This is a genomic window from Streptomyces avidinii (assembly GCF_045161815.1).
Lineage (GTDB): Bacteria > Actinomycetota > Actinomycetes > Streptomycetales > Streptomycetaceae > Streptomyces > Streptomyces avidinii.
The window spans coordinates 6,717,185-6,740,986 of record NZ_CP108863.1 but is presented as its reverse complement, the minus strand read 5'-3'; the positions used below and the strand labels follow the sequence as shown (position 1 = coordinate 6,740,986).

Here is a 23,802-nt window from a genome sequence, read left to right as displayed (position 1 = left end):
CAGGGGTGTGTGCCGGGGCGGCTGAGGTGCGGCTTGGTGCCCGCGTCGACACTAGTGGTCCGGGACGGGATGGCTGGAACTGACCGGACTTGGGGCGTAATCGCACCGTGATCGGAGCGAACTGCCTGTTCACGCGCAGGGCCGCGCAGATTCGGTCAGGGGCTGATCAATCCGGACACAAGGGAAGGGGCGGGAGGCCCCGAGAGGGCCCGCAGGGGGGTGTGCGGGTGACCAATGTCACTCTGAGCGATGACCCCGGAGAGGATGGAATTTCAGCCTCCGGGGCCCGTGACGGAAGATCCTTCCGTCTGACCTCCATCACGCGCACGTTCCGTTCGGCACAGAGCGTGCATGCGGAATACCGGTGTGTGGCGGCGTACGGACGGGGCGGGTCGGCCGTCGCACTCAGTTCATGGGGACGATGAGCGAGCGCAGGAACTCCAGGTCCACGTCCTCCAGCGAGCGGACGACCGTACGGCCGGGCGCCGGTTCGATCACACCGACCGAGGGGATGGCCACGACCCGGCAGCCGGCTGCCTCGGCGGCCGCCACACCGGTGCGGGTGTCCTCGATGACCGCGCACCGCGAGGGGTGCGCGCCCAGCGACCGCGCGGCGAACAGGTACGGGTCGGGGTGCGGCTTCGTACGCGCCACCTCGTCACCGGCGACCGTCATCGTGAAGCGGTCGCGGCCGAGGGTGAGCAGGACCTGGTCGATGACCCGCCGGTGGGAGGCGGAGACGAGGGCGGTGGGCACGTTGTGCCGCGCCAGCTCGGACAGCAGCCGCTCGGCGCCGGGCATCAGCGGCACCCGGTCGGCGATGCGGGCCTCGAAACGCTCGTTGAGCAGGACGCTCAGCTCGGCGAGCCCGATGGCCGCGCCGGTCGACTCGATCAGGAAGCTCGCGCTGCGGCTCATCGGACCGCCCACGACCACGTCCCGCCAGGCGTCCTCCAGCCGGTGCCCGAGCTCCCGGAAGATCTCCGCCTCGATCTCCCACCAGAAGCCCTCGGTGTCGACCAGGGTGCCGTCCATGTCGAGCAGCACCGCCTGCAGGGCAGAACCGTCGGCCGTACGGGCGACGGGGGCGGGAACGGTGCTCGTCATGCGCATGCCTCTCCGAAGGGACGAGAAGGCCGGTCACCTCTTCCGCGGGCATACCACCCCGGGGAACAGGCGACCGGCCTGTATGGGACCGACAAGTGTACGTCGGCGAACCTCAGCGTGCGTTGAAATACTTCGCTTCCGGGTGATGAATCACGATCGCGTCGGTGGACTGCTCCGGGTGGAGCTGGAACTCCTCCGACAGGTGGACGCCGATCCGCTCCGGCTGGAGGAGATCGGCGATCTTCGCTCGGTCCTCCAGGTCGGGGCAGGCGCCGTAGCCCAGCGAGAAGCGGGCGCCGCGGTACTTGAGGTCGAACATGTCCTCGACCTTCGACGGGTCCTCGCCGCCGAATCCGAGCTCGGCGCGGACGCGGGCGTGCCAGTACTCGGCCATGGCCTCGGCGAGCTGGACCGACAGGCCGTGCAGCTCCAGGTACTCGCGGTAGGAGTCCGACTCGAACAGCTTGGCCGTGGCCTCGCCGATCTTCGAGCCCACGGTGACGACCTGGAGGCCGACGACGTCGGTCTCGCCGGACTCCTCCGGGCGGAAGAAGTCCGCGAGGCACAGGCGGCGGCCGCGGCGCTGGCGCGGGAAGGTGAAGCGGGTCCGCTCGTTGCCCTCCTCGTCCAGGATGATCAGGTCCTCACCCTTGGAGACGCAGGGGAAGTAGCCGTAGACCACCGCGGCCTCGAGCAGGTTCTCGGTGTGCAGCTTGTCCAGGAGGCCGCGCAGGCGCGGACGGCCCTCGCTCTCGACGAGCTCCTCGTACGTGGCGCCGCCCGCGCGGGCCTGCTTCAGGCCCCACTGGCCCTTGAAGAGGGCGCCCTCGTCGAGCCAGGAGGCGTAGTCCTTGAGCGGGATGCCCTTGACGACGCGGGTGCCCCAGAACGGCGGGGCGGGGACCGGGTTGTCGACCGAGACGTCGGAACGGCCCCCGGGCTCCTCGGCATCCTCGACCTGGAGGACCGGCGTGTCGCGCTTGGCCACGCGGCGCTGCTTGAGCTCGGGCAGGGACGCACCGGGAACACCGCGCTTGACGGCGATGAGCGCGTCCATCAGGCGCAGGCCCTCGAAGGCGTCGCGGGCGTAGCGGACCTCGCCCTCGTAGATCTCGTGGAGGTCCTGTTCGACGTAGGCGCGGGTGAGGGCGGCGCCGCCGAGGATGACCGGGTAGTCGGCGGCCAGCTTGCGCTGGTTCAGCTCCTCCAGGTTCTCCTTCATGATCACCGTTGACTTCACCAGCAGGCCGGACATGCCGATGACGTCGGCCCGGTGCTCCTGCGCGGCCTCCAGGATCGCGGACACCGGCTGCTTGATGCCGATGTTCACGACGTTGTAGCCGTTGTTGGTGAGGATGATGTCGACGAGGTTCTTGCCGATGTCGTGGACGTCACCGCGGACCGTCGCGAGGACGATGGTGCCCTTGCCCTCGTCGTCGGTCTTCTCCATGTGCGGCTCGAGATACGCCACCGCCGTCTTCATCACCTCGGCGGACTGCAGGACGAAGGGGAGCTGCATCTGGCCGGAGCCGAACAGCTCGCCGACGACCTTCATGCCCTCCAGCAGGGTGTCGTTGACGATGTCCAGGGCCGGCCGGGTCTGCAGGGCCTCGTCGAGGTCGGCCTCCAGGCCGTTCTTCTCGCCGTCGATGATCCGCCGCTGGAGCCGCTCGTCCAGCGGCAGCGCCAGCAGCTCCTCCGCCCTACCGGCCTTCAGCGACTTGGTGTTGACGCCCTCGAAGAGCGCCATCAGCTTCTGCAGCGGGTCGTAGTCGCCCTCGCGCCGGTCGTAGATCAGATCCAGCGCGGTGGTGACCTGCTCGTCGTCGAACCGGGCGATCGGCAGGATCTTGCTCGCGTGGACGATCGCCGAGTCCAGACCGGCCTTGACGCACTCGTCCAGGAACACGGAGTTCAGCAGCACACGGGCGGCCGGGTTCAGACCGAAGGAGATGTTGGAGAGACCCAGGGTCGTCTGCACGTCCGGGTGGCGGCGCTTCAGCTCACGGATCGCCTCGATCGTGGCGATGCCGTCGCCCCGGGACTCCTCCTGGCCGGTGCAGATCGTGAAGGTCAGGGTGTCGATGAGGATGTCCGACTCGCGGATCCCCCAGTTCCCCGTCAGATCCTCGATCAGCCGCTCGGCAATGGCGACCTTGTGCTCGACCGTGCGGGCCTGACCCTGCTCGTCGATGGTCAGCGCGATCAGAGCCGCACCGTGCTCCTGCGCGAGCCGGGTGACCAGAGCGAACCGGGACTCCGGACCGTCGCCGTCCTCGTAGTTCACCGAGTTGATGACCGCGCGGCCGCCCAGCTTCTCCAGACCCGCCCGGATCACCGGGACCTCGGTCGAGTCGAGCACGATCGGCAATGTCGACGCCGTCGCGAAACGGCCCGCCAACTCGGCCATGTCGGCAACGCCGTCACGGCCCACGTAGTCCACACACAGGTCGAGCATGTGCGCGCCCTCGCGGATCTGGTCGCGGGCCATCTCCACACAGTCGTCCCAGCGGGCCTCCAGCATCGCCTCACGGAACTTCTTCGACCCGTTCGCGTTCGTCCGCTCACCGATCGCCATGTACGAGGTGTCCTGGCGGAACGGAACCGTCTGGTAGAGCGAAGCGGCGCCCGGCTCCGGCTGGGGGGTGCGCTCGGTGATCGCCGTACCGCGCACCCGCTCGACGACCTGCCGCAGGTGCTCCGGCGTCGTGCCGCAGCAGCCGCCGACCAGGGAGAGCCCGTACTCGCGGACGAAGGTCTCCTGCGCGTCCGCCAGCTCGGCGGCGCTCAGCGGGTAGTGGGCGCCCTGCTTGGTCAGGACGGGCAGACCGGCATTGGGCATGCAGGAGAGCGGGATGCGGGCGTTGCGCGCGAGGTAGCGCAGGTGCTCGCTCATCTCGGCCGGGCCGGTGGCGCAGTTCAGACCGATCATGTCGATGCCGAGGGGCTCCAGCGCCGTCAGGGCGGCGCCGATCTCCGAGCCGAGGAGCATCGTGCCCGTCGTCTCCACGGTCACCGAGCAGATCAGCGGAACGCTGACGCCCAGCGCCTCCATCGCCCGCCGCGCACCGATGATGGAGGACTTCGTCTGCAGGAGGTCCTGGGTGGTCTCCACGAGCAGCGCGTCCGCGCCGCCGGAGATCAGACCCTCGGCATTGATCTGGTAGGCGTCACGGATCCGGCCGTAGGTGATGTGGCCCAGCGTCGGCAGCTTCGTACCCGGGCCCATCGACCCCAGCACCCACCGCTGCTGCCCGCTCCCGGCAGTGAACTCGTCCGCGACCTCACGCGCGATCCGCGCACCCGCCTCCGACAGCTCGAAATTGCGTTCGGCGATGTCGTACTCGGCCAGCGCCGCATAGTTCGTACCGAAGGTGTTCGTCTCGACGCAGTCCACACCCACCGAGAAATACGCCTCGTGCACCGAACGCACGATGTCGGGGCGGGTCACGTTCAGAACCTCGTTGCAGCCCTCCAGCTGCTGGAAGTCCTCCATGCTGGGGTCCTGCGCCTGGAGCATCGTCCCCATGGCCCCGTCGGCGACGACCACACGGGTCGCGAGCGCCTCCCGGAGGGCATCGGCCCGGGTCTGGGTGTCAGCGGACGGGTTGGGCAACGAAGCCATGGTTGTGCTCCCTGGGATGCGACGGCTGTCGGCTTTGCACCCCCTCTGTGTCAAGGGTGCACGCGGCCAGGGTAACCGCGGGGCACCGGACCCGGTGTGGGTGTCCCACGTGGCGGACTGCATTCTGTGGCAGGGGCTTGCCGGGGGTGTCCTGGCGGCGGTACGGCGAACAGATCTCCGACGGTGCGGAAGGTCGGCATCGACCGATACTGTTCAGCATTGTCGAACCGCGTCAAGATGGTCAGTAATACCGAAGGTCTGCAGGAGGCTGCGCGATGGCACGGAACATCCAGTCGCTCGAACGAGCCGCTGCGATGCTGCGACTCCTGGCCGGCGGCGAGCGCCGGCTGGGACTCTCGGACGTGGCGTCCTCGCTGGGCCTGGCCAAGGGCACGGCCCACGGCATCCTGCGCACCCTGCAGGCCGAGGGCTTCGTGGAGCAGGACCCGGCCTCCGGCCGGTACCAGCTGGGCGCGGAGCTGCTGCGCCTGGGCAACAGCTACCTCGACGTGCACGAGCTGCGCGCCCGCGCCCTGGTCTGGACGGACGATCTGGCCCGCGCGAGCGGCGAGAGCGTGTACGTGGGCGTGCTGCACCAGAGCGGGGTGCTGATCATGCACCACGTGTTCCGGCCCGACGACAGCCGTCAGGTGCTGGAGGTGGGGGCCATGCAGCCGCTGCACTCCACCGCCCTGGGCAAGGTGCTGTCGGCGTACGACCCCGTGGCGCACACCCAGGCGCATGACGTCGAGCGCGAGGCCTTCACCCCCCGCACCGTCACGGACGGCACCGACTTCGAGGCGATCCTGGGCCTGACCCGGGCGCGCGGCTGGGCCTCCGACATCGAGGAGACCTGGGAGGGCGTCGCCTCGGTGGCGGCGCCGATCCATGACCGGCGCCGGATGCCGGTCGGCGCGGTGGCGGTCGCGGGCGCCGTGGAACGGGTCTGCGGCGAGTCGGGGGAGCCCCGTGCGGCCCTCGTGGCGTCGGTGCGGGACTGCGCGCGAGCGGTTTCACGCGATCTCGGCGCAGGCCGGTTCTGAGCTTCCTTTAACAGGCTGTAGCCACACCCTGGCCTCTTTCTGCCCACTTTTCGCCATATCCCGGCCATCGAATGGCTGGTTTTGGCTGATCGCACCTAGTGGTAACGATCCGACACTTTGGCCTGGCCGACCCTTGACGCGTTCTTCACTTGGGCGGAAAACTGCCGTTCATCGGTCGGCATTGTCGAACACCTACCGGCAATACGCGCTAGGATGCGACAAGGCCACGGACCGGTGCAGCACTCACCGAGTGCGCGGAACCACCGGAGGGACCCGGTGTCCGCCCACCCCTGGACGTACAAAGGAGTCGCGGGTGTCCAGCTCCGACATCTTCATCGGCGAGACCATCGGTACCGCCCTGCTCACACTGCTCGGCGGTGGCGTCTGCGCCGCAGTGACACTCAAGAGCTCCAAGGCCCGCAATGCGGGCTGGCTCGCGATCACCTTCGGCTGGGGTTTCGCCGTACTGATCGCCGCCTACGTCTCAGCGCCGCTCTCCGGTGCGCACCTCAACCCGGCGGTCACCGTCGGCATCGGCGTCACGACCGGCGAGTGGGGGGACGTCCCCGTCTACTTCGCGGGCCAGCTGCTGGGCGCGATGCTCGGCGCGGTCCTGATGTGGATCACCTACTACGGACAGTTCCGCGTCCACCTGGCCGACCCGGAGCACATCCGCGACGCCAAGCTCGGTCCTGAGGACCCGCACCCGCACGATGTGGCCGGCCCGGTGCTCGGCATCTTCTCGACCGGCCCCGAGATCCGTAACGTCGTGCAGAACCTCGCGACCGAGATCATCGGTACCGCCGTCCTGATCCTGGCGATCCTGACCCAGGGCCTCCAGGGCGACGGCAAGGGACTCGGTGTGATCGGCGTCCTGATCACCTCGTTCGTGGTCGTCGGCATCGGCCTCTCGCTCGGTGGCCCGACCGGCTACGCCATCAACCCGGTGCGCGACCTCGGTCCGCGCATCGTGCACGCCCTGCTGCCGCTGCCCAACAAGGGCGGCTCCGACTGGGGTTACTCCTGGATCCCGGTGGTCGGCCCGCTCGTCGGTGCCGCTCTCGCCGGTGGTCTCTACAACATCGCGTTCGCCTGATCAGCAGTACCGGCAAGATCGTAAGATCCGCACCGCCCTCCTGATTCCGCCTACTCATCAGACCTGCCAGGAGCAGCCACCATGACCACCAGCACCGGCCCCTTCATCGCCGCGATCGACCAGGGCACCACCTCCTCCCGCTGCATCGTCTTCGACCGTGACGGCCGCATCGTCGCCGTCGACCAGAAGGAGCACGAGCAGATCTTCCCGAAGCCGGGCTGGGTCGAGCACGACGCCACCGAGATCTGGACCAACGTCCAGGAGGTCGTCGCCGGCGCCATCGCCAAGGCCGAGATCACCGCCGCGGACGTCAAGGCCGTCGGCATCACCAACCAGCGCGAGACCACCGTCCTGTGGGACCGCCACACCGGCGAGCCGGTCCACAACGCGCTGGTCTGGCAGGACACCCGCACCGACGCCCTGTGCAAGGAGCTCGGCCGCAACGTCGGCCAGGACCGCTTCCGCCGCGAGACCGGCCTGCCGCTGGCGAGCTACTTCGCCGGCCCGAAGGCCCGCTGGCTGCTCGACAACGTCGAGGGCCTGCGCGAGCGTGCCGCCGCCGGCGACATCCTCTTCGGCACCATGGACTCCTGGGTCATCTGGAACCTCACCGGTGGTGCCCAGGGCGGTGTGCACGTCACCGACGTCACCAACGCCTCGCGCACCATGCTGATGAACCTGCACACCCTGGCCTGGGACGACAGCATCGCGAAGTCCATGGAGGTGCCGCTCTCCATCCTTCCCGAGATCAAGTCCTCCGCCGAGGTCTACGGCCACGTCAAGGACGGCGTCCTCGCCGGTGTCCCGGTCGCCTCGGCGCTCGGTGACCAGCAGGCCGCCCTCTTCGGCCAGACCTGTTTCGCCGAGGGCGAGGCAAAGTCCACGTACGGCACCGGAACGTTCATGCTGATGAACACCGGCGACAAGGTCATCAACTCCTACAGCGGCCTGCTGACCACGGTCGGCTACAAGATCGGCGACCAGAAGCCGGTCTACGCGCTGGAGGGCTCCATCGCCGTCACCGGCTCGCTCGTCCAGTGGATGCGCGACCAGATGGGCCTGATCAAGTCCGCGGCCGAGATCGAGACGCTGGCCTCCTCGGTCGAGGACAACGGCGGCGCCTACTTCGTGCCGGCCTTCTCCGGCCTCTTCGCCCCGTACTGGCGCTCCGACGCCCGCGGTGTGATCGCCGGCCTCACCCGGTACGTCACCAAGGCGCACATCGCCCGTGCCGTCCTGGAGGCCACCGCCTGGCAGACCCGCGAGATCACCGACGCCATGACCAAGGACTCGGGCGTCGAGCTCGCCGCCCTCAAGGTCGACGGCGGCATGACCTCCAACAACCTGCTGATGCAGACGCTCTCGGACTTCCTGGACGCCCCCGTGGTGCGCCCGATGGTCGCCGAGACCACCTGCCTCGGCGCCGCCTACGCCGCCGGCCTGGCCGTCGGCTTCTGGCCCGACACCGACGCCCTGCGCGCCAACTGGCGCCGCGCGGCGGAGTGGACCCCGCGGATGCCCGCCGAGCAGCGGGACCGCGAGTACAAGAGCTGGCTCAAGGCCGTGGAGCGTTCCATGGGCTGGGTCGACGACGAAGACGCCAGCTGACCGCACTCAGCTGAGTCAATCGACGAGGAGCTAAGAGAGATATGAGCAGCCTGCAGAGCGTTCCCGCACTGGGCACGCACCCGACCGCCGGTGCCAACGTCAGCCGCGCGCAGACCCGTGAGCAGCTGTCGAAGGCCACGTACGACCTGCTGGTCATCGGCGGTGGAATCCTGGGCACCTCCGTGGCGTGGCACGCCGCGCAGTCGGGCCTGCGGGTTGCCATGGTGGACGCCGGCGACTTCGCCGGCGCCACCTCCTCGGCCTCCTCCAAGCTCGTCCACGGCGGTCTGCGCTACCTGCAGACCGGCGCGGTCAAGCTGGTCGCGGAGAACCACCACGAGCGCCGGGTGCTGGCCAAGGACGTGGCCCCGCACCTGGTCAACCCGCTCACCTTCTACCTGCCGGTCTACAAGGGCGGTCCGGTGGGTGCGGCCAAGCTGGGCGCGGGCGTCTTCGCCTACTCCGCCCTCTCGGCCTTCGGTGACGGCATCGGCAAGGTCATATCCCCGGCCCGTGCCGTCGCCGACAACCCCGGCCTGAAGACGGACAACCTCAAGGCCGTCGCGGTCTACTACGACCACCAGATGAACGACTCCCGCGTCGCCGTCATGACGGTCCGCGCGGCCGTCGAGTCGGGCGCGGTCGTCCTGAACCACGCCGAGGTCACCGGACTGCGCAAGACACACGGCCGGGTCACCGGCGCCGAGCTCAAGGACCGTCTCGACGGCACCGAGTTCGGGGTCGACGCGCGCGTCGTGCTCAACGCCACCGGCCCGTGGGTGGACCACCTGCGGCGCATGGAAGACAAGCACTCCATGCCGTCGATCCGCCTCTCCAAGGGCGCGCACATCGTCATGAAGCGGAAGTCGCCGTGGAAGGCCGCCATGGCCACCCCGATCGACAAGTACCGCATCACCTTCGCCCTCCCGTGGGAGGACCAGCTGCTGCTCGGCACCACCGACGAGGTGTACGAGGGCGACCCGGCGGACGTGCGCGCCACCGAGTCCGACATCCAGCAGATCCTGGACGAGGCGGCCTTCTCGGTGAAGGACGCGGACCTGGACCGCTCGCTGATGACGTACGCCTTCGCGGGCCTGCGGGTGCTGCCCGGCGGCCCCGGCGGCGTCGAGAAGGCCAAGCGCGAGACGGTCGTCTCCGAGGGCGCCGGCGGCATGCTGTCGGTGGCCGGCGGCAAGTGGACGACGTACCGTCACATCGGCCGTGTGGTCATGGACAAGCTGGCGAAGCTCCCGGGCAGCCCGCTGACCGAGGACATGGAGCCGGTGAAGTCGCTGGTCCGCCGGATCGCACTGCCCGGTGTCGCCAACCCGAACGCGGTCGCGCACCGGCTGCTGGTGGACCGGGAGCCCGGCACGCGGATGGACCCGCTGACCGCCCGCCACCTGGCCTCGCACTACGGCTCGCTGGCCTTCGACATTGCGCGCCTCGCGAACGAGGACGCGGCGCTGGCCGAGCGGATCCACCCGGACGGTCCGGAGATCTGGGCACAGGTCGCCTACGCCCGTGACAACGAGTGGGCCGAGACGGTCGACGACGTGCTGCGCCGCCGCACGACGGTGACGATCCGTGGCCTGGACGACGAGTCCGTACGTGCCCGTGTCGAGGAGATGCTGGGCCACAAGGCATAGCTCCTGCACAGGTGGGGAAGAGGGGCGGTTCCGAGGGGAACCGCCCCTCTGTCGTGGGCTGTGGCCGGTGCCTCATCAAGGCTTAGGCTGACCCACGTACGCAAGGGAACTTCGGAAGGAGACCTGGGTGATCGAGCTTGAGGGCGTGCCCGAGCTGATCGACCCGGTCATGGTGGCCGCGTTCGAGGGCTGGAACGACGCGGGTGACGCGGCCTCCGGTGCGGTCGCACACTTGGACCGGGAGTGGAAGGGCGAGGTCTTCGCGGCGCTCGACGCCGAGGACTACTACGACTTCCAGGTCAACCGGCCGACGGTGTGGCTGGACAACGGGGTACGGAAGATCACGTGGCCGACGACCCGGCTGTCGGTGGTCCGGATCGGCGGCGCCAAGCCGCGCGACCTGGTGCTGGTCCGCGGCATCGAACCGTCCATGCGGTGGCGGTCGTTCTGCAACGAGATCCTCGGCTTCGCCCATGAGCTGGGCGTGGAGATGGTCGTCATCCTGGGTGCGTTGCTGGGTGACACCCCGCACACCCGCCCGGTGCCGGTCAGCGGGGTGACCTCGGACGCGGATCTGGCGCGGACGATGGACCTGGAGGAGACGAAGTACGAGGGTCCGACGGGGATCGTGGGCATCCTGCAGGAGGCCTGTACGCATGCCGGGGTGCCGGCGGTGTCCCTGTGGGCGGCGGTGCCGCACTACGTCTCGCAGCCGCCGAACCCGAAGGCGACGCTGGCGCTGCTGAACCGCCTGGAGGATCTGATCGACATCCGGATCCCGCTGGGCGAACTCCCCGAGGACGCGCGGGCGTGGCAGCTGGGGGTGGACCAACTGGCCGCCGAGGACAGCGAGGTGGCGGAGTACGTCCAGACCCTGGAGGAGGCCCGCGACACGGCCGACCTGCCGGAGGCCTCGGGCGACGCGATCGCCCGCGAGTTCGAGCGGTACCTGCGCCGGCGCGACCCGGCGGGGCCGTCGGCCGAGCCGGGCGACGGCTCGTACCTCCGCGACACCTCGGGGGGCCTCCCCCGCCCCCCGAAGCGCAAGCCGGACCCCTCCGGGGAGGAACCCGAGCCGCCGGCCGCCCCGTCCACCGACGAGGACGACACCCCGAACGCGTAGCCCGCGGGGGCGGGTGCGGGTGGCTGCGCTGCGCGGAGCTGTCCCCCACCCGCCCTTCCTCCGTTCCCCGGGCTCTGCCCGGACCCGGTCCTCAATCGCCGGACGGGCTGAATATCAGCCTCGGGATACGGCGAGCGGGCGGGGCGGGGAGAGGCTTCGCGCAGCGGCAGGACCGTCCGGCCCGCGCGCGGAAAGGGCGATGCCCCCGGGCCGGAGGCCGGGGGCATCGGCAGCAGGGCTGCGGGGGTGGTTACAGGGCCACGCCCAGGAGGGCGTCCACCGTGCGGGAAACCAGGCCGGGGGCCGACTCGTCGTCGCCGTCGGTGGCGATCTGCCGCTCGACCCAGCGGTCCACGGCCGCCAGCGCGGCAGGGGCGTCCAGGTCGTTCGCCAGGGCCTCGCGGACCTCCTCGACCAGGGCGTCCGCCGCAATGCCGTCCGGCCGGGAGACGGCCGCGCGCCAGCGCTCCAGCCGGGCCACGGCCTCGGCGAGGATCTCGTCCGTCCACTCCCAGTCGGCCCGGTAGTGGTGCGAGAGCAGCGCCAGGCGGATCGCCGCCGGGTCCACGCCGGAGCGCCGCAGCGCCGATACGAAGACGAGGTTGCCCTTCGACTTCGACATCTTCTCGCCGTGCAGCGCCACCATGCCGGCGTGCACGTACGCCTTGGCCATCGGGAACTCGCCCGTGAGCGCCTGCGCGTGCGAGGCGCCCATCTCGTGGTGCGGGAACGCCAGGTCGGAGCCGCCGCCCTGGATGTCGAAGCCCATGCCCAGGTGGTCGAGGGCGATCGCCACGCACTCGATGTGCCAGCCCGGCCGGCCGCGGCCCAGCGAGCCGCCGTCCCAGCTCGGCTCGCCCGGACGTGCGGCCATCCACAGCATCGGGTCCAGCGGGTTCTTCTTCCCGGGCCGGTCGGGGTCGCCGCCCCGCTCCGCCGAGAGCAGTCGCATCGCCTCGGCGTCGAGGTGGGAGACCCCGCCGAAGTGCGGGTCGGCCTCGACCGAGAAGTAGACGTCGCCCTCCAGCTCGTACGCCGCGCCGGCGTCGCGCAGCCGCTCGACCAGCGGCACGATGCCGGGTATGGCCTCGACGGCTCCGATGTAGTGCTGCGGCGGCAGCATCCGCAGGGCCGTCATGTCCTCGCGGAAGAGCGCGGTCTCGCGCTCCGCCAGCTCGGTCCAGTCCTGGCCGTCGCGCAGCGCCCGCTCCAGGAGCGGGTCGTCCACGTCCGTGACGTTCTGGACGTAGTGGACCTGCCGCTTGGTGTCGAGCCACACGCGTTGTACGAGGTCGAACGCGTTGTAGGTCGCCGCGTGACCGATGTGGGTCGCGTCGTACGGAGTGATGCCGCAGACGTAGATACGGGCGACGGGACCGGGGGCGAGGGTGATCGTCCCCCGGGTCGCGGAGTCGTGGATCTGGAGGTCGCGGCCCTTGCCAGGAAGGGCGGGGACCTCAGAAGCGGGCCAGGCATGCATGTCTCGAGCCTAACCGGACGGGTGTTCCGGAAACGAACTGGACCTGCACTGTTGTCTTGATCGGCACTCTTGCGATCTGGCCGGTTCTATGCGTACGGCCGGTGGCTGGTTCAGACCGGTGGCCAGGGGATCGCCGGCCACTGCCCGGAGGGCTGCGGATGGGTTCCGGTGCGCAGCAGGTGCTCCACCCGGCTCCGTACGGCGGCCAGCTCGACCGGGGTGATCAGTTCGGCCAGCCGGGTGGCGAGCGGGGCTCCCGGGGCCAGTCCGGCGGCCAGCTCGGCCAGTACCTCGCGCGCCTCGTCGGTCAGCGGCTCCCCCGCCCAGCCCCACAGCAGGGTGCGCAGCTTGTCCTCGGCGTGGAAGGTCACCCCGTGGTCGATGCCGTAGAGCCGTCCGTCGGGCGCGGGCAGCAGGTGGCCGCCCTTGCGGTCGCCGTTGTTGATCACGGCGTCGAGTACGGCGAGGCGGCGCAGCCGGGGGTCGTCGGCGTGCACGAGCAGCGCGGTGCGGCCCTCACCGACCTCGGCGAGGGCCACGGGCTTCCAGCCCTCCCCCGCCTCCTCTCCGTCGACGAGCCCGAGGAGCGCGCCCAGCGGGGAGTCCTGCTCGGGCTGCTCCGCCTCGATCCACCGCTGGACCATGCCCTCGCCGTACGGGCCGTCGCGCAGCACGGTGGCGGGGACCAGGCCCCATCCCGTGGCCTCGGAGATCAGGTACGCGGCGACCTCCCGGCGGGCGAGGTTCCCGTCGGGGAAGTCCCACAGCGGCCGCTCCCCCTTGACCGGCTTGTACACGCAGTCGGCGCTCACGCCCCCGTACGTGACGCTGCACAGCAGGACGGCGTTGGACGCCTCGCGGATCCGGCCGATGACGGTGAGCTCGCCCTTGGCGAGCAGTTCCTCCAGCTCCCCCGTGTCGGTCACCCCTGGCGCCGGTAGCCGTTCTGGCGCGGGCACACGTGCCCCTCCGGGTCCAGCGGCAGGCTGCACAGCGGGCACGGCGGGCGGCCGGCGTTGACCACGTCCAGGGCCCGCTTGGCGAAGGCGCGTGCCTGGGCGCCGGAAAGGCGGACCCGCAGCATCGGCGGGCCGTTCTCCTCGTCCTGGAGGAGCCGCTCCTCCGCGTCGGCGAGGTCCTCGTCGGAGTCGGCGTCGAGTTCGACGAGCGCCTGGGCCTCGACGATCATGCGCTGTTCCTCGCCGTCCCAGGCCAGGGCCATGGTGCCGACGCGGAACTCCTCTTCGACCGGGACGTCCAGCGGCGCGGTGTCGGCGGCCTCGGCCGGGGCGACGGCCGGGACCGGGGCATTGCCCCCGGTGCGCCGTACGACCTCGTCCAGCAGCTCGTCCATCCGCTCGGCCAGCGCCGCGACCTGGGTCTTCTCCAGGGAGACGCTGGTGACACGGGGGCCTGAGGAGGCCTGCAGGAAGAACGTACGGCGTCCCGGCAGACCGACCGTGCCGGCCACGAAGCGGTCCGGGGGGTCGTAGAGGAACACCTGACGGGGCACGTCCAGTCTCCAAGTCTCGGCGGCAGGGGCAGATCCGCGCCCTGTGTGGGCCCGTCCACCCTACTGCGCCGTGCGATCAAGCCGCGCCCGCGCCGCCCCCCACGACGGCGTCTCCGGCGTCTTCGGCGTCTTTGTCCGAGGCGACGGTCTCCGGTGCGGCGGGGCGCCGTACGAGCGAGCCGAAGTCCCCGGTGTCGCCGAGCCGGAACACGAAGGGCCGGGTGGCGGTGTAGCGGATGGCGGTCACCGAGCAGGGGTCGACGTGGATGCGCTGGAAGAGGTCGAGGTGCATGCCCAGGGCGTCCGCGACGAGGGACTTGATGATGTCGCCGTGCGAGCACATCAGGAAGACGGCGTCGCTCCCGTGTTCCTGCTCGATCCGCGCGTCCCAGTCCCGTACGGCGTCCACGGCGCGCGCCTGCATGGCGCGCATGGACTCGCCGCCGGGGAAGGCGGCCGCCGAGGGGTGCTGCTGGACGATCTTCATCAGCGGTTCGTCGGAGAGCTCGGACAGTTTGCGGCCGGACCATTCGCCGTAGTGGCACTCGCCGATGCGCTCGTCGGTGTGGAGTTCCAGTTCCGGCCGGGCGGCCAGCAGGGGTGCGAGGGTCTCCCGGCAGCGCTCCAGCGGGCTGGTGACGGCGACGGCCAGGGGCACCCCCGCCAGCCGGCCGGGGAGTGCGGCGGCCTGCTCGGCGCCGCGCTCGTCGAGCGCCACCCCGGGGGTCCATCCGGCGAGCAGACCGGCGGTGTTGGCGGTGGACCGCCCGTGTCGTACGAGGATCAGCGTGGCCATGGGGCCAGCGTATGCGCTGCCGGGGGCGTGCGGGCGGGCCGTGGGCAGGGAAGAATGCCCCGCGTGATTGTGGACTGCGCGATTTACCGGGACGGCCGCCGTACCGAGGGACCTGGCGATTTCTCGGACGCCCTCGACGAGGCCCGGGCGACCGGTGACGCCTTCCTCTGGATCGGCATGCACGAGCCGACGGAGAAGGAGTTCGACCATGTCCGCCAGGAGTTCGGCCTGCACCCGCTGGCGGTGGAGGACGCGCTGACCGCGCACCAGCGCCCGAAGCTGGAGGTGTACGACGATTCGCTGTTCGTCGTCCTGAAGCCGGTGCTGTACGCAGAGGCCACGGACACCGTGACCGCGGGCGAGCTCATGGTCTTCATAGGGGATTCGTTCGTGGTCACGGTCCGGCACGGCGAGCAGGCCCCGCTGGCCGCCGTGCGCCACCGGCTTGAGCAGGAGCCGGACGTGCTGCGGCACGGCCCGACGGCGGTGCTGTACGCGGTGTCCGACGCGGTGGTCGACCACTACATCGAGGTGGCGGCCGAGCTCCAGTCGGACCTGGAGGAGCTGGAGGCCGAGGTCTTCGCCCCGAACGCCTCGGACACCAAGAACACCGCCGCCCGGATCTACGGATTCAAGCGGCAGGTGCTGGAGTTCCGGCGGGCGACGAGCCCGCTGCTCCAGCCGATGGACCGGCTCGCCTTCGGGGAGGTCCCCTTCGTCCACGAGCACGCGCAGCCGTTCTTCCGCGATGTCGCCGACCACCTGACCAAGGCCAACGAGTACATCGAGGGGCTGGACCGGCTGCTGTCGGACGCGCTCTCCGCCCACCTCGCGCAGATGGGCCTGCGGCAGAACGACGACATGCGCAAGATCTCGGCCTGGGCGGCGATGGCGGCCGTCCCCACGATGGTGGCGGGGATCTACGGGATGAACTTCGATCACATGCCCGAGCTGAGGCACACCTGGGGCTATCCGGCGGTGCTGGTGGTGATGGCCGGCGCGTGTCTGGGCCTGCACCGGATGTTCAAGCGCCGGGGCTGGCTCTGAGCTCCCTCTCGCGCGGGGTGTGGGCGGGGCCGGGCATGCCGGCCGGTGCGCCGCCGAGCGCGTCCAGGCGCTCCGGCACCCGCAGGTTCACCATCCGGTGCCAGCCGCTGAAGCGCTCGTACGCGTACATCGCGTGGATGCCGGCGGCGAGTGCGGCCCCCTTCGGGGCGGGCCAGTGCAGCAGACGCCCCATGTGGGCCATGACGGCGAGGCTCACGTCCCGGTAGACGGAGATCTCGGCGAGCGCGCTCTCGCGGAGCACCCGCTGGATGGTCCGGCCGTAGCCGGACCGGACGAGGCGCAGCAGTTCCTCGTGGCAGTAGGCGAGGTGGTTGTCCTCGTCGTGGCTGATCAGGTGGATCGCCCTGCCCACCTCGGGATGGTCTCCGAAGTACTTGACCAGCATGTCCATCTGGTCGGCCGCGCGCTGTTCGGTGACGCGGCTGTGGGCGAGGTAGACGACGATGTCCTCCTCGGTCAGCGCCTCCTCGCGGCGCAGCTTCTCGTGCGCGAGGCCGATCCCGCGGCGCTCCAGCAGCATCGTGTAGTCGGTCTCGGGAGGTACCGGGACGGGCGGCAGACCGCGCTTGCGGAGCAGCGCGTCGAAGATGCGGCCGTGCTTGTCCTCGTCGGCGCCGTGTCGGGTGATCTTGGGCGCGAGGTGGCGCATCGCGTCCGGCACCAGGGCCGCGATACGGGCGTTCTCCCAGCCGCCCTGAGCCTCCCCGCTGGCGGCGATGGAGCAGAACAGCTGGAAGGAGTCGTCGTTGTCGACGATCTCCTGGAACAGGCTGCGGGCAGAGAGCATGCAACGAGTCAAACGCCGGTCGGCCGGGTGGGCAACCGATAGGTCCCACTACTCGTCCGAATGAACGAAATCGGCTGTTGGGCCGCAACGCGTAACCCGGTGGGCGCCCAAGGCGTTGTTCGCTGTGTCGGCCGTGGCGGGGAAGACCCCCCGAGCCCCCACCACGGCCGCAGAAGCGTCCAGCGGTGCCGGCGTTCGTCCGCCGGCACCCGGAGCGGGCGATCAGGCGAGACCCGCGAGCTCCATGGCCTCGGTGCCGGCGCGCAGGGCGGCGATCCGCTCGTCCAGCGTGAAGCCGGCCGGGGCCAGCGTGAGGGTGGTGACTCCGGCCTCCGCGTAGGCCCGCATGCCGTCCGCGATCCGGGCGACCGGGCCGAGCAGCGTGGTCGAGTCGATCAGCGAGTGCGGAACGGCCTCGGCCGCGCCGTTCTTGTCGCCCGCCAGGTACTTGTCCTGGATCTCGGCCGCTTCCTTCTCGTAACCCATGCGCTGGGCCAGCTGGTTGTAGAAGTTCTGCTTCCGGCTGCCCATGCCGCCCACGTACAGGGCGGTGTACGGGCGGAACATGTCCGCGAGCGCGTTCACGTCCTCGCCGAGGGCCAGCGGCACGGTCGGGCAGACGTCGAAGCCTTCCATGGTCAGCCCGGCCTTCTCGCGGCCCGCCCGGATGTGGGTGAGCGCGGTGGCCTCCAGGTGCTCGGCGGCCGGGAAGATCAGCAGTGCGCCGTCGGCGATCTCGCCGGTCTGCTCCAGGTTCTTCGGCCCGATGGCGGCGATGTAGAGCGGGATGTGCTCGCGCTCGGGGTGCACGGTCAGCTTGAGCGGCTTGCCCGGGCCGTCCGGCAGCGGCAGGGTCCAGTGCTGCCCCTCGTAGCTCAGCCGCTCGCGGGTCATCGCCTTGCGGACGATCTCCACGTACTCGCGGGTCCGGGCGAGCGGCTTGTCGAACTTGACGCCGTACCAGCCCTCGGAGACCTGCGGGCCGGACACGCCGAGGCCGAGCCGGAAGCGGCCCTTGGTGAGCGAGTCGAGGGTGGCCGCGGTCATCGCGGTCATCGCGGGCTGGCGGGCCGGGATCTGCAGGATCGCCGAGCCGACGTCGATGCGCTCGGTCTGGGCGGCGACCCAGGCGAGCACGGTCGGGGCGTCGGAACCGTAGGCCTCGGCGGCCCAGCAGACGTCGTAACCCAGGCGGTCGGCCTCCTGGGCGACGGCGAGGTTGTCGGCGTCCATGCCCGCGCCCCAGTAACCAAGATTGATGCCGAGCCGCATGTGTCGTCCCCTTACCGGTTTACCGATCAGTAACGTTGGTGTGCGGGGACTGTAGCGCGCCAGGGTCCTCCGCGTCAGCGCCCCAGTAGTCTCAGCGCTCATGGAGCAGAGGCATCTCGGCCGCACCGGACTGCGCGTCTCCCGGATCGGCCTCGGCACCCTCACCTGGGGCCACGACACGGGCGAGGAAGCCGCCGCCGAGCAGGTGAAGACCTTCTGGGAGGCGGGCGGCACCCTCGTCGACACCGCCGACGTGTACGCCGGCGGGGAGGCGGAGTACCTCCTCGGACGGCTCGTCGGCGGACTCGTGCCGCGCCGGGACCTGGTGATCGCGACCAAGGCGGGCAGCGTGCCGGACCCCGACCGGCGGTTCGACGGCTCGCGCGGGCACCTGCTCGCGGCCCTGGACGCCTCGCTGGACCGGCTGGGCACCGACTACGTCGACCTGTGGCAGGTGCACGCCTTCGACCCGGCGACCCCGCTGGAGGAGACCCTGCAGGCGCTGGACCTGGCGGTGAGCAGCGGCCGGGCCCGGTACGCGGGGCTGGCGGGCTTCTGCGGCTGGCAGCTCGCGAAGGCGGCGACCTGGCAGCTGGCGGCGCCCGGGGTGCGCACCCGTATCGCCTCGACACAGATGGAGTACTCGCTGCTCCAGCGCGGGGTGGAGCGGGAGGTGCTGCCGGCCTCGCTGGACCTCGGGATCGGCCTGCTGCCCTCCTCGCCGCTGGGGCGCGGGGTGCTGACGGGCAAGTACCGGGACGGCACCCCGGCGGACTCCCGGGGCGCCTCGGAATCGCTGGCCGCGCTCGTGGATCCCTACCTCGACGAGGCCGCGGGGCGGATCGTGGACGCGGTGGTGACGGCGGCCCAGGGGCTGGCCGTGACCCCGCTCCAGGTGGCCCTGGCGTGGATCCGGGACCGGCCGGGGGTGGTGGCGCCGATCGTCGGCGCGCGGACGTCCGCGCAGCTCGCGGCAGCGCTGTCGGTGGAGGCCCTTAGTCTTCCGGAGGAGATCTGCCGGGCGCTGGACGATGTTTCGGCTCCGGTGCACCGCTACCCCGATCAGGACTGGAGCACGCTGTGAGTACGGACCCTCAGGCCGATACCGCTGCCGCGGAGGACCCGGCCGCCCCGGAGGCCGAGCCGTCCGCAGCGGCCGAAGGCTCGCACGAGCCCGAGCCCGACCCCGAGCCCGAGACGGGCCGAGCGGGCGCGGATCCTGCCGACGAAGGAGGGGACGGGGAGCCGGGGGCGGAGCCCCCGGTTTCGGAAGGCGGCGGGGAAGGAGAGAGCACCGCAGGGACCGGGGCCGAGGCCTCGGACGCCGACGCTGCGGAACCCGCCGAGCCGGCCGCCGAGGCCACGGCGGCACCCGCACTCTCCGAGGCCCAGGCCGAGTTGGCCGCGCAGCGGATCGAGCGGGAGCGGATCGCCCGGCGCAAGGCCGAGCGGGAGGCGCCCGTCGACGCCGGGGCGAAGCTCAGCGGGACGGCCGCCGACCTGCTGGCCGCCGTACGGGCCGTGGAGAGCGGCGCGAAGCCCCCCGCCGAGTACTTCGACGAGGCCCCGGCCGCGCCCCGCAGGGCACCCGCACCCGCGCCTGCCGCACCCCCGGCGCCGCGCCCCGCCACCCCGGCGGCAGCGGCCGCGCCCTCCGCCGACGCCGTCGAGGGCGTACGGGCCGTACTGGCTCGCGGTGGCGCCCCCGAGGCCCTGGCCGGGCCCGCCGCGGCCGCCCTGGGTGAGGACGCCGCCGGCCAGCTCGCCGAGAACCCCTGGCGGCTGCTGTCGGTCCCGGCCGTGCGGCCGACCCAGGCCGACGGCTTCGCGCGGGCCCTGCTGGGCCCCGAGGCCGGTCCCGGGGACGAGCGCCGCACCACCGTTCTGGTGGGCTGGCTGCTGGCCCGGGCCGGGCTGAAGGGGCACACCGCGCTGGAGGCTCCGGTGCTGGAGAAGGCGCTGGCCCAGTACGGCGTACCGGATCCCGCCGAAGCGCTGGAACAAGCCGTGGCCGAGGGCTCGGTGCTCGTCTTCCACGAGCCTCTGGGGCCTCCGGTCGCCGAGGACACCGAGGACGCGGAGCAGCCGGTACGGGTGCTGGTGGGCCTGGAGGGCGCCGCCATGGCCGAGGAGAGCCTGGCCGACGGGCTGGCCAGGCTGGCCGCCGGCACCTTCGACGACGCGGCGGAGTGGGAGCGGGCCGCCGGCGCCGCGCCGAGCCCCTCGGCCGCCGAGCTGATCCGCACGGTCGCGGGCCACGGCCTGGTCACCCACACCGGCGGCGAGGCCGCCCGCGCCGAGCCGTTCGCGCTGGCCGCGGCGGCCCGCGAGCTGGGCCTGCGCGTCTGCCTGGCCGCGCACGCCCCGGGCGGCCCGGACGCGGTGACCGTGGCGGAGCTGCTGTCCGGGGCCGAGGGGCCCGGGCGGGACGCGGACGGGCAGTTCGCGCTGGACCTGCTGGTGGTGCTGGACGCGCCGCAGCTGGACGTGGAGACCGCGGCCGCGCTGGTGGAGTCCGTACCGGACGGGGCCCGGCTGGTGCTCTCCGGGGACCCCGGCGTCCTCGGATCCGCCGGGGCGGGGCGGGTGTTCGCCGATGTACTGGCGGCCCGCACCTGCCCGCAGCTGGTCTCCCGCACCCCCGACCCGGGCCCCCTCGGCGAGCTCGTCTCGGGGGTCGGGATCGGGGAGCTGAACCAGGTCGAGGCGCCCGGCAAGGAGGTCGTCATCGTCCCGGTGCAGGACGCCGGGGAGGCGGTGCACCGGACCGTGCAGCTGGTGGCCGAGTCGGTGCCGCGGGCCTTCGGGATCCCGGCGGACAGCGTGCAGGTGATCACTCCGGGCCACGGCGGTGCGGCGGGGACCCGCGCGCTGAACGCCGCCCTGAAGGAGCGGCTGAACCCCGGTCCGGGCCGGTTCGGCGGCTTCGACCCCGGCGACCGGGTCGTCCACGTGCCGTCCGCCGGGCGGGCCCTGCCGGCCCGGGTGGTGTCGGCCGACGCGGAGGGCCTGCACCTGGACCGTGCGGGCGCGCGGATCGTCGTACCGAAGGAGCTGGTCGAGTCCCGGGTGCGGCACGGCTGGGCGATCACGGCACATCAGGCCGTGGGTGCGCGCTGGCCGGCGGTGGTCGTCGTACTGCCGGGTGACGCAGCCCAGGCACTGTCGCGGGACTGGGTCTACACGGCGTTCGGGCGGGGCGAGCGGCACCTGTCCGTGGTCCACGGCGTCGACCAGGCGCTGCCGCGCGCGGTGGCCGAGGTACCGGCGAAGCCGCGTACGACACGGCTGACGGGCCTGCTGACGGCCCTGGCGACGGCGGGCGCACCACCGCAGTGAGCCGGCCGTGGCCCCCGCCCGGGAGGGCGGGGGCCACGTGATCGGACCGGGGTCGGCCTGGGTCCGGGTCGGGGCCGGCCGGGATCAGGCCGGGGTCAGGCCGGGCGCCGCGGCCTCCTCCTCGTCCTCGTCGAACTCGTCGTGCTCCTCGTCGAAGACGGAGCTGACGTCGAACCGGTGCAGCACGTCCTGCGGATCGATGTGGCCGAAGGGCGAGCCCAGCCACTCACCCGGTTCCGCCCCCTCCTCCGAGGCGGCGATCCAGAGGGTGGAGTCGCCCTCCTCCAGCCCGAAGTCCTTGTAGCGGGACGCGATCTCGTCGGGCTCGTACTCCCCGAAGAGCACGCCCAGCGCCTCGGCGCTGCCGCCGTCGTTGACGAATTCGGCGTCCCGGTCGTGCGCGGCGACGCGCTCGGCCTGCGCGACCAGCCTGGCCGGTTCGACGACGGCGTAGTCCCGGCGGATGAGCACGCTGAAGGCGGCGGGCTCGGCGGGGCCGGTGTACGGCACGCCGTCCTCGGGCGTGGGGATCTCGAAGGGGGTGACCTCGTCGTAGCGGTCGTAGAGGAGTTCGTCGTACACCTCGGCCGCGGCGGCGAGTTCGTTGAACGCGGCGTAGACGTCGGGGTCCTCGTCCCCGATCCTGCGCTCGACCGCGGCGAGGTGACGGTCGAGCGCGGCCTTGACCGCCTCGGCGGCGGCGCGTACCTCGGCAACAGTGGGAAGAGCGGCATCAGACATAGAGCAGACGCTATCCGTAGCAGGCCTCTGCCCGCACAATAGATGCGATGCCGGAATACGAATTTGTCGACGTGTACGTGCCCCGCGGTGTCCCTCGCAGCGAGGCGACCCGCCTGTTGACCGACCATGCCGAGTACGGGCACTGGGAACTCGACCGCCTGAGCCTGTACCGGGACGGCAGCCGCCGTGTGCGACTGCGCCGCCGGATCATCCGCCAGGTCCGCGCGACCTGGTGACGCGGGCCCCGGGGGCGGGGCCCGCGCCGTGAAGGCCCGTCAGGCGGCGTTGCGGGCGCGCCGGTAGAGCACGGTGCCGGCGAGCAGCAGGCCGCCCGCGAGCGGGAGCCCGGCGGTGAGGACGTCACCGGACCCGGTGGCGGCGAGCCCGCCCGCCTGACCGGGACTGTCGTTCCCGCCGCCCGGCCCGGGGTGCGTGACCGGGGTGGCGGAACCGGTACCGGGGGTGGAGGGCGTGCCGGGGGTACCCGGGTTGCCTGGGGTACCGGGGTTGCCCGGGTTCCCAGGATTCCCGGGGTTGCCCGGGTTCCCAGGGTTACCAGGATTGCCAGGGTTCCCGGGGTTACCCGGGTTCCCGGGGTTACCCGGGTTCCCAGGATTCCCGGGGTTCCCAGGGTTACCCGGGTTCCCAGGGTTACCCGGGTTCCCAGGGTTGCCCGGGTTCCCAGGATTCCCGGGGTTCCCGGGATTGCCCGGGTTACCGGGGTTCCCAGGGTTACCGGGGTTGCCCGGGTGGTCGTCGCACGGTTCGTCGTCGTCGCCCGGGTGACCGGGGTGACCCGGGTGGTTGGGCTTCGGCGGCTTCGGCGGCTTCGGCTTGGTGTGGCCCGATCCGTTGGCGCAGCTGTTCCCGAAGGCCGGGTTGAGGCCTCCCACCACCGTGATCGTGTTCCCGCAGGCGTTCACCGGTGCGTCCACGGGCGCCTGCACGTTGTTCCCGGACAGCAGGCCCGGAGAATTCGCGGCGTGCCCCGAGGCGCCGGAGTCCGCGTGTGCGTGGCCCCCGCCCAGGGCGAGAACACCCCCCGCGGCAGCCATGGTGATCAGGGTCTTCCTGGTGACCTGTGCCGGTCGTCGCATCTGTACTCGTCCCCTGGTGTGTACGTTTCGGCCATCGTTCGATGGCCCGGCCGTCCGGGCTCCCCCGCCTGGCACGCCGAGAAGTAAGAGAAATCCGGGCCGGAAAGCCCGGTGGCCCCGGAGCGCTGGGATGCGCTCCGGGGCCCAAGACTTCAGACGCGTCAGGCGTTGACGCAGGTGTTGCCGAAGGCCGGGTTCAGCAGGCCGATGACGGAAACCGTGTTGCCGCAGACGTTCACGGGAATGTGGACGGGAACCTGCAGCACGTTGCCGGACAGGACACCGGGCGAACCGATGGCCGCACCCTGCGCACCCGCATCGGCGTGGGCCAGGCCCGCACCCGCGAGAACCAGGCCACCGGTGGCAGCCGCAGCGGCGACAACCTTCTTGATCATTGTTCCTCCTAGTAGGCAATGCGGTCCCAGCCGCGGACCGCAACACCTGTAACGAGGAGGGAT

20 protein-coding genes are annotated in these 23,802 nt (G+C 71.4%); 9 read left to right on the top strand and 11 right to left on the bottom strand.

What is annotated here, in order from left to right; genetic code table 11:
• Positions 1–405 precede the first annotated feature (405 nt).
• Both OG373_RS30400 and metH read right to left on the bottom strand, forming a co-directional pair.
• Positions 406–1,107: an HAD family phosphatase gene (locus OG373_RS30400; RefSeq protein ID WP_189974347.1), complete on the bottom strand. Its 702-nt coding sequence runs from the start codon at positions 1,105–1,107 to the stop codon at positions 406–408.
• A gap of 112 nt (positions 1,108–1,219) precedes the next feature.
• Positions 1,220–4,732, bottom strand: a complete 3,513-nt coding sequence (gene metH, locus OG373_RS30395) for a methionine synthase (protein ID WP_405441526.1) — start codon at positions 4,730–4,732, stop codon at positions 1,220–1,222.
• A 275-nt stretch (positions 4,733–5,007) separates the two neighbouring features.
• On the opposite strand from metH, the gene OG373_RS30390 reads away from it, so the two are divergent.
• The 5 genes from OG373_RS30390 to OG373_RS30370 all read left to right on the top strand — a co-directional run bounded on the left by OG373_RS30390 (position 5,008) and on the right by OG373_RS30370 (position 11,251).
• Positions 5,008–5,775, top strand: coding sequence for an IclR family transcriptional regulator (locus OG373_RS30390; protein ID WP_405441525.1), 768 nt, complete (start codon positions 5,008–5,010; stop codon positions 5,773–5,775).
• A 313-nt stretch (positions 5,776–6,088) separates the two neighbouring features.
• Positions 6,089–6,871 carry an MIP/aquaporin family protein gene (locus OG373_RS30385; protein ID WP_397736106.1) on the top strand — a complete coding sequence of 261 codons (783 nt, stop codon included), beginning with the start codon at positions 6,089–6,091 and terminating at the stop codon, positions 6,869–6,871.
• Between the two features lie 81 nt (positions 6,872–6,952).
• Positions 6,953–8,479 carry a glycerol kinase GlpK gene (gene glpK / locus OG373_RS30380; protein ID WP_030388692.1) on the top strand — a complete coding sequence of 509 codons (1,527 nt, stop codon included), beginning with the start codon at positions 6,953–6,955 and terminating at the stop codon, positions 8,477–8,479.
• Between the two features lie 41 nt (positions 8,480–8,520).
• Positions 8,521–10,128, top strand: coding sequence for an FAD-dependent oxidoreductase (locus OG373_RS30375; protein WP_397736102.1), 1,608 nt, complete (start codon positions 8,521–8,523; stop codon positions 10,126–10,128).
• 127 nt (positions 10,129–10,255) lie between these two features.
• Entirely contained in the window at positions 10,256–11,251 is a 996-nt protein-coding gene (locus OG373_RS30370; RefSeq protein ID WP_397736100.1) for a PAC2 family protein, read from the top strand.
• Between the two features lie 250 nt (positions 11,252–11,501).
• On the opposite strand, the gene mshC is transcribed toward OG373_RS30370, so the two are convergent.
• From mshC to OG373_RS30350, 4 genes are all read right to left on the bottom strand, one after another.
• Positions 11,502–12,731, bottom strand: a complete 1,230-nt coding sequence (gene mshC / locus OG373_RS30365) for a cysteine--1-D-myo-inosityl 2-amino-2-deoxy-alpha-D-glucopyranoside ligase (protein ID WP_405441524.1) — start codon at positions 12,729–12,731, stop codon at positions 11,502–11,504.
• Positions 12,732–12,841: 110 nt separating this feature from the next.
• A complete protein-coding gene (locus OG373_RS30360; RefSeq protein ID WP_405441523.1) occupies positions 12,842–13,690 on the bottom strand; it encodes an SCO1664 family protein in 849 nt (282 codons plus the stop codon).
• Positions 13,654–14,244, bottom strand: a complete 591-nt coding sequence (locus OG373_RS30355) for a DUF3090 domain-containing protein (RefSeq protein WP_405441522.1) — start codon at positions 14,242–14,244, stop codon at positions 13,654–13,656. The genes OG373_RS30360 and OG373_RS30355 overlap by 37 nt, the downstream gene beginning before the upstream one ends.
• Before the next feature lie 76 nt (positions 14,245–14,320).
• Positions 14,321–15,040, bottom strand: a complete 720-nt coding sequence (locus OG373_RS30350; protein WP_397736092.1) for a histidine phosphatase family protein — start codon at positions 15,038–15,040, stop codon at positions 14,321–14,323.
• A 54-nt stretch (positions 15,041–15,094) separates the two neighbouring features.
• Between OG373_RS30350 and corA the strand changes: the two genes are divergently transcribed.
• Positions 15,095–16,087 carry a magnesium/cobalt transporter CorA gene (gene corA / locus OG373_RS30345; protein WP_397736090.1) on the top strand — a complete coding sequence of 331 codons (993 nt, stop codon included), beginning with the start codon at positions 15,095–15,097 and terminating at the stop codon, positions 16,085–16,087.
• Here corA and OG373_RS30340 read toward each other — a convergent pair.
• Entirely contained in the window at positions 16,065–16,895 is an 831-nt protein-coding gene (locus OG373_RS30340) for a ferritin-like domain-containing protein (protein ID WP_405441521.1), read from the bottom strand. The genes corA and OG373_RS30340 overlap by 23 nt on opposite strands.
• Before the next feature lie 222 nt (positions 16,896–17,117).
• On the bottom strand, positions 17,118–18,167 hold the full coding sequence (locus OG373_RS30335; RefSeq protein ID WP_189973661.1) for an LLM class F420-dependent oxidoreductase: 1,050 nt from the start codon (positions 18,165–18,167) through the stop codon (positions 17,118–17,120).
• 100 nt (positions 18,168–18,267) lie between these two features.
• Here OG373_RS30335 and OG373_RS30330 point away from each other — a divergent pair, with 100 nt between their 5' ends.
• Together OG373_RS30330 and OG373_RS30325 are read left to right on the top strand one after the other, a co-directional pair.
• Positions 18,268–19,251, top strand: a complete 984-nt coding sequence (locus tag OG373_RS30330) for an aldo/keto reductase (RefSeq protein ID WP_405441520.1) — start codon at positions 18,268–18,270, stop codon at positions 19,249–19,251.
• Positions 19,248–21,506, top strand: a complete 2,259-nt coding sequence (locus OG373_RS30325) for a hypothetical protein (RefSeq protein ID WP_405441519.1) — start codon at positions 19,248–19,250, stop codon at positions 21,504–21,506. Before OG373_RS30330 ends, OG373_RS30325 begins: the two co-directional genes overlap by 4 nt.
• Positions 21,507–21,590: 84 nt before the next feature.
• Here OG373_RS30325 and OG373_RS30320 read toward each other — a convergent pair whose 3' ends face one another.
• Positions 21,591–22,247, bottom strand: coding sequence for a hypothetical protein (locus tag OG373_RS30320; protein ID WP_405441517.1), 657 nt, complete (start codon positions 22,245–22,247; stop codon positions 21,591–21,593).
• A 47-nt stretch (positions 22,248–22,294) separates the two neighbouring features.
• On the opposite strand from OG373_RS30320, the gene OG373_RS30315 reads away from it, so the two are divergent.
• Entirely contained in the window at positions 22,295–22,483 is a 189-nt protein-coding gene (locus tag OG373_RS30315; protein WP_397736081.1) for a DUF5703 family protein, read from the top strand.
• A gap of 39 nt (positions 22,484–22,522) precedes the next feature.
• Here the strand turns inward: OG373_RS30315 and OG373_RS30310 are convergent, their stop codons facing one another.
• Entirely contained in the window at positions 22,523–23,302 is a 780-nt protein-coding gene (locus tag OG373_RS30310; protein WP_405444263.1) for a chaplin, read from the bottom strand.
• 203 nt (positions 23,303–23,505) lie between these two features.
• Positions 23,506–23,739, bottom strand: coding sequence for a chaplin ChpH (gene chpH / locus OG373_RS30305; protein WP_030009120.1), 234 nt, complete (start codon positions 23,737–23,739; stop codon positions 23,506–23,508).
• Between the last annotated feature and the right edge of the window lie 63 nt (positions 23,740–23,802).